This window comes from Pseudomonas sp. MWU12-3103b, from assembly GCF_023100615.1.
Lineage (GTDB): Bacteria > Pseudomonadota > Gammaproteobacteria > Pseudomonadales > Pseudomonadaceae > Aquipseudomonas > Aquipseudomonas putida_A.
In genome coordinates, this window is sequence record NZ_JALMEY010000010.1 from 157,842 (window position 1) to 173,913 (window position 16,072).

Here is a 16,072-nt window from a genome sequence, read left to right on the forward strand (position 1 = left end):
TGCGTCAGCCACCAGAGATGTCGATTGATCCAGCGCTTTCGGGAGCAAGCCCCCTCCCACACAGTTTTGTAGCCTCAACAACAAAAGATCCGAGGAAGCGTCATGAAATTTTCCCTGTTCATCCACATGGAACGCTGGGACGAAAGCGTCAGCCACCGCCAACTGTTCGAAGACCTGACCGAACTGACCCTGATGGCCGAGGCCGGTGGTTTCAGCACCGTGTGGATCGGCGAACACCACGCGATGGAATACACCATCTCGCCGAGCCCGATGCCACTGCTGGCCTACCTCGCCGCCAAAACCACCACCATTCACCTCGGCGCCGGCACCATCATCGCGCCGTTCTGGCACCCACTGCGGGTGGCCGGTGAATGCGCGCTGCTCGACGTCATCAGCAACGGACGTATGGAAGTTGGCCTGGCGCGTGGCGCCTATCAGGTCGAATTCGATCGCATGGCCGGCGGCATGCCCGCCTCCAGCGGCGGTCAGGCCCTGCGCGAAATGGTCCCGGTGGTCCGCGCCCTGTGGCAAGGCGACTACGCCCACGACGGCGACATCTGGAAATTCCCGACCTCGACCAGCGTGCCGAAGCCGATCCAGAAGCCGAATCCACCGATGTGGATCGCCGCCCGCGACCCGGATTCGCACAACTTCGCCGTGGCCAACGGCTGCAACGTGATGGTCACGCCATTGATGAAAGGTGACGAAGAAGTCGTCGACCTGAAGAACAAGTTCCAGGCCGCACTCGACAACAACCCCAACGTCCCGCGTCCACAACTGATGGTGCTGCGCCACACCCACGTGCACTCGGCTGACGATCCGGACGGCTGGAAAGTCGGCGCCAAGGCGATCTCGCGTTTCTACCGCACCTTCGATGCGTGGTTCGGCAACAAGGAAGTACCGGTCAACGGCTTCCTCGCCCCGAGCCCGGAAGAGAAGTTCGCCGGGCGTCCGGAGTTTGAACTGGAGAGCCTGCACAAGACGGCGATGATTGGTACGCCGGAAGAGATCATTCCGCGGATCAAGTATTACCAGGAACTGGGGGTGGATGAGTTCAGTTTCTGGTGTGACAACAGTCTGCCGCATGCGGAGAAGAAGAAATCGCTGGAGTTGTTTATCAGGGATGTGGTGCCGGCGTTTCGTTAAGTCATGCCGACCGCCAGCCCAAATAAAAAGCCCCAAGCAATTCGGGGCTTTTTATTTTAAATGGGGAAATGCATATTCATGCCTGCGAACTCAACCACTTTTAAAGCAACATCAGACTCGCGCCAATAAACGGCGTGCACACTCGGACATTTCAGCGTTATCAACCTTGGCCAGCAATTGCAATTTTTCTCTAGCCTTATCGGTACCAATCTCGTGTAAAGCATAAATGCATTTCACACCCAGAGCATGCTCGGAAGCGATATACGGATAGCAGGTCAGCGCCGTCTTGAATAAATAGTCGACCGCACCAAGGTATCTGAAAACCTTCAATTCCCTTGCAATATTCTCGTGACTGAAATGCCAGTCCTCAACGAGTAAGCGGCATAACACATCCGCGCAACCCTGAGTGAAACCGAACACCGCACCGAATATCAGCAAGCATTCCAAACTATCAGCGTCTTTAATTTCAAGGGCAGTTTCCAGTTCAGCACGCAGGTAATCTTCGGGGATATCCCCACGCTTAAATAGAGACTCAAGAAAACAGTCTTTTGAGATCCGATGCGATACCAGATCAATCATCAAGTCCTGCTGTTGTTGATTCATAGCCCGCCTCCGAAAAACCGCTATCATCGCCAAATTCATTCATATCCAGGGAAAATCAGGCGTAATTTCACAAACAACCCCAGCCGACACAAGAATATTTCTAGCCTGTAAAACCTCCTGCGCCTGACCGCTGAATACCAGAGTATCGCCTTGCTGGAGTGTAATCCTGGACAGTAAATAATTTTGACCTGTCACCTCGGAGACAGCGCTCACCTGAGCCTGATTCCGATAGTCGCCGCGACAGCGAAGTTCATACCTGCACCTATCCAGCTGGATGCCGGGCATATTCGTTGTCACCACCGACCAGTCACACTGATCACAACGGACTCCCTGTGTACTACCTTCTTTGAAGACGATCAAATTGCCTCCACACTGCTCGCACTTCACTCCATAGGATTCATTCATTAGCGGCAACCACGATCAATAATCTCCAGACTTGCTTCTTCGTGTGGACCTGCAGTAACTATGCACCGTGCATCGGCTTGAAGTCTTCAATTATTTTGTTTTTTTGTTTCAATACAGAGACTACAAAATCGGCGTCAAACTCTAGAAGAAATACGATAACATCGTAAATCTTCCATCGATGCAAATCAAAGTGATCGATTATCGAGAGAAGATGGTCTTTTATCAAAGGTAGATATTCTTGATGTCCTGTTCTCCTCGCGAAATCAAGTGCACCAGTAATTTCAAATGGCTGGCTACCCGCTAACACAATTATTTTCGAAACAAGTGGAAATACTTCAGCTCTCGCGAGCACCGCGTGGCCCCGACCGGCCATATTGGCATAATATTGAGTTAGAGCAAAAAGTATATGGCAATAAGTATCATCATAACCGTGCAATCGATGTTTATATGTCCACTCAATACTTTCAGGCTTTTCCAAGCACTTCTCGAGAGCCATCAAACCTCTTGGGTATCCCCAATTGGTCAAAAGCTTCGCAGCAAGAAACCGTTCATTATCGTCCTGAGTGCGGCAAAGCAACTCCTCCACTGCGTCAACTCGCTCCTGAGGAATATCCTCTGGATCCAGGTCTCCGGCTTCTACAGCATAATCAGCATGTTCCGGGATATCGTTTAAAAGCCTGTATGTTTTTGAGTCCATAAAAGCTCCTTTATGACCTTATCTGGTCGCTCCAGATGCGAGCCTTGACTGGATCGTCATTCTGCGAATCAACTTCATTACAGATCAAAAAATAGATCCGCTCTATTCCCGCCCCTCCTCCTAAACGTGGTCTGTCCCCATTTACCTTCATCGTGAGCTTTTCATGCGCTCCAAGAACTCGGCCATTGCCTGTGGATCACGCTCCACAAGCTCTTCAATCAAGTCTTCCGCTGCCCAATGCAAAATCATGTCTCCTCCCTCCCCATCCTTGCAGAGGATGAGATCACTTGACAAAGAAGCGTCAACGACATTGACCTCTCTATCACTGAGCGCCATCAGGCCACCGTAACCATCATAAGGAATGATCCAGTAAAAGCGCTGGCTCTCTATCCAGTAAATACCAAACACCTGCACAGGCTCTTCTCGCCCAATTTCTCGAACCATCATATTCACATCACTCAATAGTCCTTCCGGGCTGCAGCGCAGGCGGCAGCTGTTGCGGCGTTGTGATTTTCATATCAGGTTAAAGGGGACAGACTACATTTTCGGAGTGCTTTCAAAACTTGGTCTGGCCCCATTTACCTCTTCGTCTGGTATCAAAACTCCGGGTCTACGCAGCATCAATGAATCCTTAAATTGGTCGAACTGAAAGCTTGGTGCGCTGCAAGACTCAAACGACGGCAAAATTTTACGTATTGTTTCAGCCAGCTATATTAAACGTGGCCTTTCACTATTTACCCCCTGAAGTACCAGCCAACGGTGGTTTCGGCGTAAGGCTAGCCCACTCTTTTGCACCGTTAGTTTATCGAGACTTCCTCCAACTCAACTCCCTTCAACTGAGCTTCCTCTAGCACTGAAAAATCATCAGATTTGTCATGTAACCCATGAGATACTACAAAACTCTTGCCGTCTGAAAAAATAAAACGCAAGCCTACTTCACTAGGGCGCTGGCTCTCTATCGCACTCATGTGCACACGCTTAAGTATCGTTACATTGCTTACACAACGGCCGATCAATCGCCTCCAAAAAACAGTAGAGAACCTTCCAGACTCAGAGATAGCGAACAGTTCTTCATCGCTATTCAAAGAGGCCGGACCTTGACCCGCAACCCTCGCTGCTTCATCCCAAACGATAACACTATTCAGAGAAGGGTCACTCGAAAAGCCAAGAATTACGCCATCCTCAAAATAGACAGCTAAGGGTCCGGCAGTTAATGAGAAGGCTAATTCATCCTCGATACCACACTGCACAGAAACTTCCGAGGCAGGCCACCAGCTATACCTAACAAGCTTGGAGACGGGCTTGCCGGTGAGCCGTCGAAGAAGCTCAATTGTCATAGACGGTGTCATTGAAGTCATATGCTTAGTACCTATTTAAACGAACCATTCTTCTGTGCTGCCTGATTCAACAAATCGATCATTCGAAGATTATTTTTTGACGATGCAGCATTAAAATTCACAAATTAAAAAAGGGGGCAGATTTATTAAATAAAATAAACCTGTCTCATTTTTTAATAAATTCGCCACTTTTTTGTCTTCCACCCAATCCTAACGGATGAATTGACGATCTGCATAGCAGCTCCACACCTAACTCTTACTCTACTTGCACACTCTCACTCTAAACACTTAGCACTAATGAGCTCACATTACCAGAACTTAAAAATTCTTGAAAACAAGAAATAACAACTCCTATATCTCTTGTAATCAAACTGGCCTGATAGCAATCACCCAGAACGTCAATCCGCTTGGTTCCAGCTGACGTATTATTAAGGGTACGCACGACGTGCCCCCCATCATCCAGGTATTGATTCAACATCAGAAGATAGTTTCCAGAATCAGCATAAAGATTAATTTCGTAAGGCCCAGTTTCAGGAACAGGGGTAACAGACAACGAAATGACGCCATCGAATTTACTATACTCAAATATAATGGATTCAACATCTTCCATAGTCGGCTGATGAACAAGAGGAATTTGCAATCTACCGTGCTCAGGACTAAGAGTATACCCTCCGATTATCATCTATTTCTTCTCCTTAATGGACTTCATACCTGGCTCCCAGTAGTAGTTTTTCGGCAGTCCTGTTTTATCATCTATAGCGCTTACGGTTAAAGATTTCAACTCAGCCTTTTCTGCGGCAGCGGCTGTGTCGCCTTTGCAGAATCCGCATACATCCTTTCCGGCGACGGTCATGGACATATCCGCTCCGGTGGTTTTACCAGCGCTATACGCTTGCTAAATCACTCCGATTTCAGCGTGGGCATCTTTCATATTTCCATTTGGATAAAGCTTGCCAGAGTTCGTAGCGGCTTTGTCCGCAATTCTATCCGTGATCAACGAAGGTATTTTTGGGTCCACCTCATTAGGCGGATGAGAGGTTTGATTGACGTCTTGGAAGGTCTGTCCTCATACCGTTCTCTCAGCGTCCACTTTGGGTGCAGCTCCCTAAGCCGTTCCACTTATTACATTTCTCTGGGTTAACGGGGACAGACCACATTTTCGGAGCGCTTTCTAAACGTGGTCTGTCCCCATTTACCTATTTTTGGGTCCGCCTCATTAAGCGGACGAGAGGTAGACCATAGGTAGTCAGGGGGGTGCAAAAGGGGTGCAACTTGAGTCCTGAAAGGATGCACTTGGGAGCAAAAAAGATGTAAATAGATAGAAAAAAGTGGGCAGATCGGGTGCAAAAACACCGGCGCTAGGCCGGTGTCGGAAGTGCCAATACAAGCCAAGACTTCTACAGTTCATTGGCTAGAGATATTCAATTCTGAGAATTTTTTACGAATATACTCAGTTAACCCAACCAAGTCTTCAAAGGCAATAGAGCCAAACTCAGGCTCATACTTGGCAAGATAGCTTTCAGAAGAGCACCCTAAAAATTTGGCTTTAGCCTCTACGTCCTTAATATATGCAGGTTCAACTACCCAATTCATGCCAGAGGACGCATAACGCTCACAACCTATCAGCACCCAAGAAATCAAGCCATTATATGAACCAATCACCTCATTCAAAATAGAGATAACATATTCATTTTCTTTTTCAAATCGAAAAGCTATATATGGAGGAAATCTCGAACGATCCTCTCTTTCAAAATGATCACCCATCCAGACCTCTGGATTACGTTGCCCATACTTTCTCCACTCAAGTGCATTCAAGTCATGAAGAATATTAAGCAGCTCACCTTCCGAGTCTAAAATTCTAGTCACACCCATTATTTCAACCCCTTCAACTTATCAGAGATCGACACTCCGCCCGGGTTAATATTTTTAATATGCTGTTCCCAATCCCCTTTAGGAATAGGGTTGAACGAGGGGGTCAACGGGTCAACGGGGACAGACCACATTTTCGGAGTGCTTTCTAAACGTGGTCTGTCCCCATTTACCTCTTATCCCCCATTTACCTCTTAGCCAATTGAATTAAACGTGGTCTATCCCCATTTATCCCTGCCCCTTCCGCGATGCTAATAACGAATCTACTTCCCGGTGAAAATCGCCTCCGGACTATTCGGATCAACCAAATAAAGCCATTTTGGCTCATGACCAACTGTACCGATTAGCACATCCAACTTATCAGGATGCTCGGGAATAGCACCAGAGTGCATGGCACCTATACAACCACCTCGCCCATAAATATTATGCAGCTGAAAACGCAACTCATAAAAATTTAATTCGCCAGTTCTCGCATGGCAAACGTCAATACCGCCCCTTCACCACCAGAAGCATAAAATAACTTTCTTGCAATATTTGAACAGCCTACCCCAAAACAACCCACCATGTTTTAAATTTATGAGCTCTGCATTGTATCAACAACATACTTGCTCGGCGAAAACTCTAGGTTAACAGAACGGAATGAGCGGTCCATTCCTGGAGGAATAAACTTATCTACCTTTCCGGCAGCGCCACCAGTAGCTTTGGCACCAATTATTTCACGCCATAGTAACTGTAAAGATCGGCATCAGGCCAAAATTCGTCATATGCGGTTAATGTACTTCGCAGGGCCTCGGTCCGAGGATCCTCAGAAGGATTCATCTTTGAAATTACAAATTCTTTAATTTCGGGCCACTGAAGCTCACGCATACAAAATGCCACAACTTCAAATGGCGAGCTCCTAGACATTAAAATCAACTTAAATCTATCTATAAAATCTTCTTTATAGTCAGGATTTTTTTTAATAAATTTCAAAATATTTAACAAGGACATCTCGTAGGAAATTTCTAGCTCTTCACTAAAAGCGGCCATAGCCATATCGCAAAGCTCATCAAACTCTTTAATAACGTCATTCATTTCGGCACCCAGGCTCCTTTTCTGGAATTGCTAGGATCTGGCACCCATACTTTTTCTATATATTTCCCTCCCACATCAAGCCCTTTTTGAGAAAAAGCATCTTCTGCTGCGGTTTGCGCAGCCCGACCAGATGGCTCATAGTGCCCTGATGTATTATCAATATATTTAACTTCGCCGTTCACAACTTTCACTTCTCCCGCAGCAACAACGGGTTTGCCATTTGCTAGGTCAATGTGACCACCGCCTACATCATTAAATTTTCGTCCGATCACTAACTGACCATCCTGAAGAACGACATAATTATATCGTCCTGCGCCTTGAGTCAACTTTGTATCAGAGATTAGCGTTGGGACACCTGTTGGATGATCTGGGAATTGATTGGAAAAACTAGGCGTCGCTTGTTTTTCTACAGAACCCGCTGTTGCTTTTGATCCATCAATCCGCCGCTCAGCCTCCGCCAACTCAGCAAGATTACCGCCAGCCTTTGGCCTGAGTCCATTGCTTGTTTCAAGATAGAACTGACCATCCGGTGCAAGCACCTCGGCATTCCCTGTTCTGGTGTTCAATACCCGGCGGTACCCGTCCGGTAGCTCGCCTGTTTTGTTGAAAACGGCTCCTGCTGAACTGTCTTCGCGGTACCACGCAGGAAGGACGGGCTGATCTACATTTGAAGCGCCTTTGATTCCGTCAGCCGCTACCCCCTCTTTCTTCACGCCAGTGATCAAAACCGAGGCCCCGGTTCCAACATCCTCAAGATACTTCCCGGCGCCCTTCAGCAGCGCGAATTCCAATGCGGATTTAGCAACTTCCGTACCGTAGTCACGAAGCGGACTCACATCACCTGGGTACGTATCACTACTGAACGACGCATTAACCCTGTCGCCCTGGGTGTATTCATAAGGCGCAAACAGTTGGCCAGTGGCGTCCCAGCCATCCTTGAAGGAAGCGGCGCCCGCCAATGCTGACATTGCAGGCAGCGTACAACCAACCACACTCACACAAGCCGGGCTAAAGGCTACTGCGCCTCCGTAACCGGCTACAGCACCCGTAGCACCAAATATCGCTCGTTGAGCAGCAATTGAGCGTTGGGCGCCTTCTTCATTACGCTCAAGTGCATCGTTGGCCTGGTCCCATTTTGAGTACTCGTCAAAAGCTCCCGTTGCGACCAGCGCATCTTGCGCCCCCTTGAAGCCTTTGCCTGCAGTTTCGAGATCCTTGAACTCCTGATATTTCGGATCACCCGTTGGTATTGATTCACTACAATGAACCAACGCACATGCAGCCGCTTTGAGCTCATAAGCTTTATCCGGTGACTCTTTCTGCAGTTTCTCGAGTGCCACTGCCTCTTTAAGATGGAGCTGACGGTTGTACTGGTCAGCCATCAACGCGACCCACGATCCCTTGTTGACATCCCCGCCCGCCAACCCAGCGGCGGTCAGCCCGACAATTTGAGAAAAGGCCTGACGTAACTCCGGTTTATTTTCGAAGGTGGAGTTCAGGATGCTAGCCATTGCCTGGCTGGCACCCGCAGCAATTGCTCCGGTTTTGAAGTCACCACCGGTAATACTGGAGACGGCGCCCCCCATCAACGCGTGCAGAGCAGTACGAGCGGCACCACCTTCGGCCCATATGGCCATGCCGACCGAGTCGCCAGCATTTTTCGCTATTTGCCAGTTTTTCTGAGCGTAACCGCCCACAAAATTGAACGCGGTGGCGGCAACGACGTTTCCTGCCTGAGAGATCAAGCCGTCTTTCAGATTCTGGCTATAGCTACCACCGCCTATGATCGTTTTAATGCTGCTCGAAGCGAGCCCTTGAGCGCTCGCATGGATGGCAAAACCACCGATACCTTCAAGCGTATTAAGGTCAAAGCCCTTGGTAAGGTTGTTGAAAGGCGCCGTTTGGCCGCCAAGGTATGGATCGATAAAGCCTTGAGTCAAGCCGGCGGTGGCTCCGGAAATCGCGGCATTTCTCAAACTTTCTTTGCTGAAGGTGTCTTTGACAACTGCCCCAATTTTCCCCTTGTTGCTGATTGCGCTATTAGCAGCCGTTGTTTCCAGGGACACAAACATGGTGTTGGCAATGCCGGCAAATAACGAGCCCTCGGCCGCTCCCACTAACGCAGCACCTGCACCCCCGGTGATCGCCGCTAAAAGAATGGCCAAAACCAGTTGAGCCCCGGCACCGAGTCCGGAGTGCTCATACTTGAAACTTTTGTGGATCGTCTCTACCTGATGCCAGTCAATGTCGCCTCGTGCTTGTGCCTGCTTCAACCAGGCTAGATTCGGATCGGCAGCGACCATTGCATCCACGGCCTGACTGACACTTTGTTCGTTTACCCTATTGATATCGATCTTAAGTCCATCAACCGCTTTGATGGTGATCGATCCTTTGGCAATCAGGGCACTCTGACGCAACGTTTCGTCAGTCCTGCCCTCCCCCTTCATGGAAGTCCACGCCAGGTTATCGCTGCTCTTTACATGACTTTCGTCATGCAGATCCTTCACCCCTTCAAAGGTGATGGAGCCGCCGCTGTCGAGAACGAGGTCTTTACCACTGTCGAGCTTCGCCACCTGATAGCGCTGGTCTCCCTCGCTAACCAGCGTGAGATTGCCCCCAGTCTTGATCTCGCTACCCACATGAGTGATCTGGGTAACCTCGTCGCGCTTCATTTTCTTGGCGCCGAAACCACCCTTCTCTTTCATGTCATACAGGGTGTAGTCATTGTTCTGCGCTGCCAGCAGGTTCAGGTCATTACCCGCATACACGTAGGCTTCATTGCCTGCACTGATCTTGCTCGCGACAAGTGTGGTGTCGCGGCCGGAAGAGGTCTTTACGTCGCCGCCCGCGATGAACTCGGCGGCTTTCTGGACGGTGTGGTTATCTTCTTCGTGGACGCGTTTCTTGCCTTTTTTGCTGTTGGTCTCGACATTGTGTTCGTCACTCGCCGAAGCCATGTTCAAGTCTTGTTTCGCGTCGGCAAGCAGATCGCCTTTAGCTTCGGCAGTACTGCCGAGGACGTTGATGTCGCGCCCGGCGTCGAGTTTCAGGTTGCCGCCGCTCTTCACGGTGGACGCTAGATTTTCCACCGTTGTAGTGACGGTCGAGCGATGCCCGCCGTTCTCGATATTGTGAATCTCGTTGACGTCCTGGACCGCCAGCAAATTGATGTCGCGAGTCGCGCTCAAGTTTGCATCGGCGCCGCTGGTGATCGTGCCGGAGTTGGTCAAGTCATTGCCGGACTTGATGCTCAGCGTATCGCGGGCGCTAATGTTGCCGCCTTCGTCAAGGGCAGTGCGCAGCCCCTGCCCCGGGCTGTAAGTCACGGCGGTTCGGTCGTTGACAATGTCACCCTTGAGGGTGCTCAGGCTGAGCTGATTACCGCGTATATCACCGGCCAGCGCATTACGGATGCTGTCGGTGGCCATCACGCTCAGGCGTTCGTTGGCCTCGACCAGACCGCCGTTATAAAGGCTGCCTTTCACATCTGCCGAGAGGTTGTTCGTTGCACGCAGAGTGCCGACGTTGACCAGGTCATTGCCGGCGATCATTTGCAGATCACGCCCCTGAATCAGGCTACCGCCTCGCACGTTTCGGGATTCGGCCTGAGCCAGATAAAGCACTGGCACAAGTACTTTCTGACCGTCGATGACGCGCTCTTCCATCCAGACGATGTCATGCGTCAGCGCCGCCACCTGCTCGGACGTCAGGGTGACTCCCACCGCCAGATTCAGCTCATTTTTACTGGCGAGCGCGTTGTCCATCAGGTAACGGAATTGCTCGTAATCGTTGTTCAAGCCGCCGGCCAGAAAACGCTGGCCGGTCTGAGCCAGTACCGCATCGCTGATCAAGCGCGATTCGTAGCGGCCGTCGCCGAGGCGGCGCGCGGCTTCATCAGCGCTGAAATCGAGTTTGCCGAGCAGGTAGTCGGAACTCATGAATGGCGCGGCCTGGTTCAGCTCAGGGTTTGTTTCGATCAGATAACGACTTTGTGGACTCTGGCTCTGCACGAACATGCCGTACGGGCCTTTCGGAAGCCTGAAAGTCGAAGACGCGGTTGGATCTACGGCAGCGAACGGCACCCCACGGAAATCAACCGGGACAAAGCTGATCTGCTTCACGCCATCCGCATCCACCTTTTCGATGCGAGTGACGTCCTTCGCGACCTGAACGCTGGCGTTGCTGCTGCGCTTGCCCAGATTGATGTCGACGACACCCACACCGGTCGCTTTTTCGCTGTCCAGATTTCCGGTGAGTTGATCGTAAGTATTGTTGTAGAGCTTGCCGTTCTGAATCGAGTCGGTGACGTCAAGGCTTACCGTTCCTCCCGCCTGCAGGGTGGCCGGATACAAGGTGTTGCCATTGGGGGACCAGTCTATGTGTACATTGGCGGGGTGAGAAAAGCGACTGTCATTGGTAACGGCGACCAACTCGTTGAAGCGTGCCTCATCGAAATGTCCCTGCTGCGTCTGCGCATTGAACGCCGGGACTTCGACGAACTCCATGCGATCCCATAAGCTATTATCGATCTTGCCAGGCGTGCCGATCGTTTCTGTCGAAGTTCCAGAGCGCGATGCCGCGCCAAGGTTTAACAAGCGGTCGGCCGTTACCGTGAGATTGCCGTTGGCAGCCATCATGCTGTAGCGGTTTTCTACGCTGCCAGCATGAATCGTCAGGTTTTTGCCCGCGACGAAGCGCGATGCAGTCGAGTCTTTGAGGACCACTTCGTTATAGGTCCGATCAATGATGATCGTGCCTCTTTTCCAGCCATCGTGGCCACCGCAGTGCTGCCCGCAAACCCATCTGATGGAGCCGGAACTGCCGCCCTGCGTCATTTCGAAAACCGACTTGGCGTTCTCCACCGACACCGCATTGATGTCGATATCCCCCTCGCCCTCAATCGTCCCCGACAAGTTGCTGAACAACGTAGCCCGACCACCGCCCACAGCGTCGAACGACAGATTGCCACGGCTATAAATATCGCCGTAATAGTTGCTCAAGCTGTTGCCATGCAACTTCATCGAGCCACCGCTGAACAGCAGCGTATCGGCTACGTTGGAGATACCGTCGGTAGCGTTGAGTTCGAGATTGCCTTGGGCGCCGAGGGTACCTTTGTTATTGACCTGCGCAGCCGTCACCGTGAGGTTCTGGTTGGCGATCAGCCTACCGAGGTTGTCCAGCGTGCCGCGCAAGGTCATGACGGTATCGCCGCCGCTGACCAGCCGACCGTCCTGTTGAATCACATCGTTGGCGTTGATGGTGAGCTTCTGCTGAGCCGATACTCGACCGCTGTTGATCAGGTGGCCGCCAAGGGTCAGCGTCAGATCGCCATCGCTGAGCAGTTGTCCGGCGTTCGTCAGGTTGGCGACATTCAGGCTCAGTGCCGAAGCGCTGGCGATGCGGTCGTCGGCGTTGAGGGTCAGGCTCTGAGCGCTGGTGTAGGTCAAGCCACCGTTGAGTTGCCAGTTGCCGACGCCGATGACTGAGCCGACGTCCCATACGCCTTTACCCAAACCGGTGAGGCTGCCCTGCTCTCCGGCAAGATTACTCAGATCCAGATCGAACAGGCCAGCCGCCGCGTGGCGTACGCTTCCGCTGAAGTTGTTGAGTTGGGCTGCACCTAACTCAAGATCCTGACTGCCAATTTCGATTACGCCGCCCTGATTGTTCAGGTTACCGGTCAGTTTGAGCTGACTGGATGCCCCACCGAGTGCTCGAACTTGGCCGCCGGCGCTGTTATCCAACTCGCTGGCAGTGAGTTTCAGATGGGTTGCCGATTCAATCAGGCCACCCTGATTGAGAATCTGCCCCGCCGCGTCGAGCCTCAGTTGATTGCCACTGATCTCGCCGCCAGTGTTATCCAGGCTGCTGCCAGTGAAGATCACTTGATCCTTGCCGAACAGTTTGCCCGCGCGGTTGGTCAGGCGCGAAACAGTGAGTTTCAAGTCATCTAACAGACTGGAAATCAGCCCGGCCTTGTCGTTGACTGCGCTGTTGTCGAGGTGGCCGCTGGTGATTTCCAAAGAGTCGGCTTGCACCGTCCCACCCTGATTCTGCAAGGTGCCGCTACCGAGTGCCAGTTCCGCGTGACTGCCGTTGGCGAGGATCACACCCTGCTGATTCAGGAGGGTCTTGCCAGTGATTTTCAGGCCGCCACTGCTGGCGACGATCTGGCCGGCATCGTTGTTGTTTATCGAAGTGCCGGTGATGTCCAGACGCTTGCCGCGCAAGGTACCGCCACGGTTGTCCAGTGCAGTGAAGTCCTCGAGCAGCAAGCGTTGTTCACCGGCATCAACCACACCGGTCACGTTGCTGAAGACACCGGAGATGTTCAATGCGACATCGCCGCCATTACCGACAATGCCACCCTTATCGTTATTGGTCAGTTGCGTGGCGGTGATGTCGATGGTTTTGCCGAGCAGGACGCCGGCCCTGTTATCGACGGCATCGCTTTCGATGTGCAGGCCGACATCACTCTGGATACGGCCTTTGTTGTTGAGCAGTTGTGACTGGCCGGGAGCGGTCTGTTTGAGGATCAGCCGAGCCCCGTCAACACCCGCAGCCAACAGACCGTTGTCACTGTTATCAAGGCTGGCAGCGTGCAGGTTCAGACCATCACTGATCATGCGCCCGCCACGGTTGTCGACATGTCCTTCCTTGGCCACCACCAACAACTGCTGAGCGGCGACTACGCCGCCCCGGTTATCGAAAGAACGGGTGTAAACATCCACGTCACCTTGGCTGGCTTGCAGCCGACCCAAGGCGTTGTTCAGGTGCTGCTGAACCGTCAGCGAGAGCGTGCCGTTTTCTGCGCTAATGGTGCCGTCGTTGTTGCCGGTGAGATGGGTCAGACTTGCATCGAGCACACCGCCCAGCAGCTTGCCACCCGAGTTTTCCAGATCCTGTGCGGTCAGTTTAAGGCGATCGTTGCCTTGAATCAGACCCTGGCTGTTATCCATGTCTGCGCTGGTGATGACAGTGTCAGCGGACGAAATCGTTCCCTGAGTATTGTCGAGCGCGCCGCGGCTGGTCATCTCAATGGTTTTACCGGTGAGACTGGCGTTGCGGTTGTTGATGCTTTGGGCAGCGACAGACAGTTGAGTCGATGCTTGTACCTTACCGTCGTGGTTATCCAGATCCTGCGCCAACGCCAGCTCGACAGCGCCGTTTTCGGCACTGATCACACCTTTGGTGCTGTTATCGAGGCGCGCCGCCGTGACCCTCATTTGATCAGCCGCCAGCGTACCGCCCCGATTGAGCAATTCGCCTCCGGACATTGCCAACGTGGTTTTCGCCTGAATTTTGCCTTTGCCGTTGTCCAGCCGTTCACGTGCGAAAACCTTGGCTTCGCTCTCACTGGCGCCGATCAGGCCGCGGCTGTTGTCGATCTGGCTAGCCTCTATGTCCAGTTGCCCGGCAATGATTTTGCCATCGGCGTTCTGCAGCTCTCGAGTATTAAGCTTGAAACTGCCGCCGGCCACTTCGATACGGCCCTGACGGTTGTCGAGACTGTCGACCGACACCGTCGTCAACTGTCCATCGGCAAAGCGGATCAGGCCGTCGAGGTTGACGATCGCCGGGGCATTAAACGCAAGAACGGTTTCCCCATAAATGCGTGCATTGAGGCCTTGGTTGACCAGTCGAGCCGCGCTCAAAGTAACGTTCTGTGCCTGGATGATGCCGTTCTGGTTATCGAGCACACCAGCAGCGGTAACGTTCAGGGAACGGCTGGCCGACACACTGCCGCTGTTGCTCACGGAATCGCTGTTGATGGACAGATCGCCGTTGACATTCCGACTGTTGTCGGGGTTGACCCCGGCTTCGATCACCCCGGTGTTGGTTAACTTGCCGCCGCTGGTCAGGTGCACGCTATCGCGGGCGGCAACGCTCTGGTGGTTGACCAACTGCTCAGCAGTCTGCACCGCCAGTTGCGTGCCGGCATAAACGGGGCCTTGGGCATCAAGACTTTTAGCTATGATATCGACGGCACTGCTGGCGGTAGCTTTGGCCATGCTCAACTGGCCATTGGCGTCGATCTGAATATCGCCAGCGCTGGCCGCCAGTTCACCTGCCAGTTTCACACCGACACCCGCCTCGGTACCGACCAGTTTGATCGTCCCGGCGTACATGCCGCCAAGCGCCGAAGAATCGATGGCCAGTTGCGGTTTGGCGCTGCCGTCATCGGCGCGCGCGGTGGCGGTGAGCGTATCGGCGTTGACGTCGTTGCGCCCAGTGGTGATGTTCAGGCGTCTTGCGTGAATCTGCGCATTGATCTGCGCGCTGCGGGTGATGATTTCAAAGCTGTCGACAGCGCTCGCATCCAGACCTTTGCCATCGATGGAAACGTTGCCCTGATCGACCTGAAAACGATCCAGCCGACCCGCGCCGTCAAGTACCGGTTTACCGGTGGTCAAGGTCACGCGCGGCGTGTTGATAAAGCCGCAACCGTTGCAACTGATGCCGTACGGGTTGGCAACGATCACGCGGGCCGATTGCCCGGCAACTTCGGTATAGCCGCGCAATTGGCTCGGACTTCCGCCGTTGACTTCGTTGAGAATGGTTTGTGCGGCGACCCCACGCAGATTCTGGTTGCCGAGAATGATCCCGCCCATCTGTGTGAGTTGGGTGCGACTTGTCGCGTTGTTGAGGATGACGCCTTGGGCGTCCACGTTGTAATCGTGAAACTGGTTGTGCGACAGGCCCGCGCCATTGGGCGCGGCGATATTGACGATCGGCACGCCATTGCCGGCGCGGTCAAGCGTGGTGCCCGGCGCGTTGACCACGATCCCGTCTGCCTGCGCCCACATCGATTGCCAGAACATGACGTTGGCCAACAGAAACGCGAGACCGCGTTTCGGCATACCAAGGAAGTGTTCGTGGTTTTTTACGGCAGCAGAAGGCTGACTGGCCAGGAAGGCCAGTTGGCGAATAAACATAAAAG

General features: G+C 52.5%; 10 protein-coding genes. 1 reads left to right on the forward strand and 9 read right to left on the reverse strand.

The genetic code is table 11. From position 1 onward, the window contains the following. Window positions 1-102: 102 nt before the first annotated feature. Window positions 103-1,146: an LLM class flavin-dependent oxidoreductase gene (locus M0808_RS16840; RefSeq protein WP_247841936.1), complete on the forward strand. Its 1,044-nt coding sequence runs from the start codon at window positions 103-105 to the stop codon at window positions 1,144-1,146. Window positions 1,147-1,257: 111 nt separating this feature from the next. Here the strand turns inward: M0808_RS16840 and M0808_RS16845 are convergent, their stop codons facing one another. From M0808_RS16845 to M0808_RS16885, 9 genes are all read right to left on the reverse strand, one after another. Then, window positions 1,258-1,749, reverse strand: a complete 492-nt coding sequence (locus M0808_RS16845) for a hypothetical protein (RefSeq protein ID WP_139054799.1) — start codon at window positions 1,747-1,749, stop codon at window positions 1,258-1,260. Between the two features lie 463 nt (window positions 1,750-2,212). Next, a complete protein-coding gene (locus M0808_RS16850) occupies window positions 2,213-2,851 on the reverse strand; it encodes a hypothetical protein (protein WP_139054798.1) in 639 nt (212 codons plus the stop codon). Between the two features lie 147 nt (window positions 2,852-2,998). After that, window positions 2,999-3,304, reverse strand: coding sequence for a hypothetical protein (locus M0808_RS16855; RefSeq protein WP_240795655.1), 306 nt, complete (start codon window positions 3,302-3,304; stop codon window positions 2,999-3,001). Window positions 3,305-3,648: 344 nt separating this feature from the next. Next, the gene (locus tag M0808_RS16860) at window positions 3,649-4,209 is read right to left on the reverse strand and encodes a hypothetical protein (protein ID WP_139054797.1); all 561 of its coding nucleotides are present in this window, start codon (window positions 4,207-4,209) and stop codon (window positions 3,649-3,651) included. 259 nt (window positions 4,210-4,468) lie between these two features. Beyond that, window positions 4,469-4,870 (reverse strand): hypothetical protein, encoded by a 402-nt coding sequence (locus M0808_RS16865; protein ID WP_247841937.1) that lies wholly within the window; start codon window positions 4,868-4,870, stop codon window positions 4,469-4,471. Next, on the reverse strand, window positions 4,871-5,047 hold the full coding sequence (locus tag M0808_RS16870; protein ID WP_247841938.1) for a hypothetical protein: 177 nt from the start codon (window positions 5,045-5,047) through the stop codon (window positions 4,871-4,873). A gap of 545 nt (window positions 5,048-5,592) precedes the next feature. After that, window positions 5,593-6,060: a hypothetical protein gene (locus tag M0808_RS16875; RefSeq protein WP_247841939.1), complete on the reverse strand. Its 468-nt coding sequence runs from the start codon at window positions 6,058-6,060 to the stop codon at window positions 5,593-5,595. 708 nt (window positions 6,061-6,768) lie between these two features. Further along, entirely contained in the window at window positions 6,769-7,131 is a 363-nt protein-coding gene (locus M0808_RS16880; RefSeq protein ID WP_045122499.1) for a hypothetical protein, read from the reverse strand. Continuing rightward, on the reverse strand, window positions 7,128-16,067 hold the full coding sequence (locus tag M0808_RS16885) for a DUF637 domain-containing protein (RefSeq protein ID WP_247841940.1): 8,940 nt from the start codon (window positions 16,065-16,067) through the stop codon (window positions 7,128-7,130). Before M0808_RS16885 ends, M0808_RS16880 begins: the two co-directional genes overlap by 4 nt. Window positions 16,068-16,072 lie beyond the last annotated feature (5 nt).

Coding starts and splice junctions, on each gene's coding strand:
- M0808_RS16840 (WP_247841936.1), top strand. CDS start 103: ATGAAATTTTCCCTGTTCATCCACATGGAACGCTGGGACGAAAGCGTC.
- M0808_RS16845 (WP_139054799.1), bottom strand. CDS start 1,749: ATGAATCAACAACAGCAGGACTTGATGATTGATCTGGTATCGCATCGG.
- M0808_RS16850 (WP_139054798.1), bottom strand. CDS start 2,851: ATGGACTCAAAAACATACAGGCTTTTAAACGATATCCCGGAACATGCT.
- M0808_RS16860 (WP_139054797.1), bottom strand. CDS start 4,209: ATGACTTCAATGACACCGTCTATGACAATTGAGCTTCTTCGACGGCTC.
- M0808_RS16865 (WP_247841937.1), bottom strand. CDS start 4,870: ATGATAATCGGAGGGTATACTCTTAGTCCTGAGCACGGTAGATTGCAA.
- M0808_RS16870 (WP_247841938.1), bottom strand. CDS start 5,047: ATGTCCATGACCGTCGCCGGAAAGGATGTATGCGGATTCTGCAAAGGC.
- M0808_RS16875 (WP_247841939.1), bottom strand. CDS start 6,060: ATGGGTGTGACTAGAATTTTAGACTCGGAAGGTGAGCTGCTTAATATT.
- M0808_RS16880 (WP_045122499.1), bottom strand. CDS start 7,131: ATGAATGACGTTATTAAAGAGTTTGATGAGCTTTGCGATATGGCTATG.
- M0808_RS16885 (WP_247841940.1), bottom strand. CDS start 16,067: ATGTTTATTCGCCAACTGGCCTTCCTGGCCAGTCAGCCTTCTGCTGCC.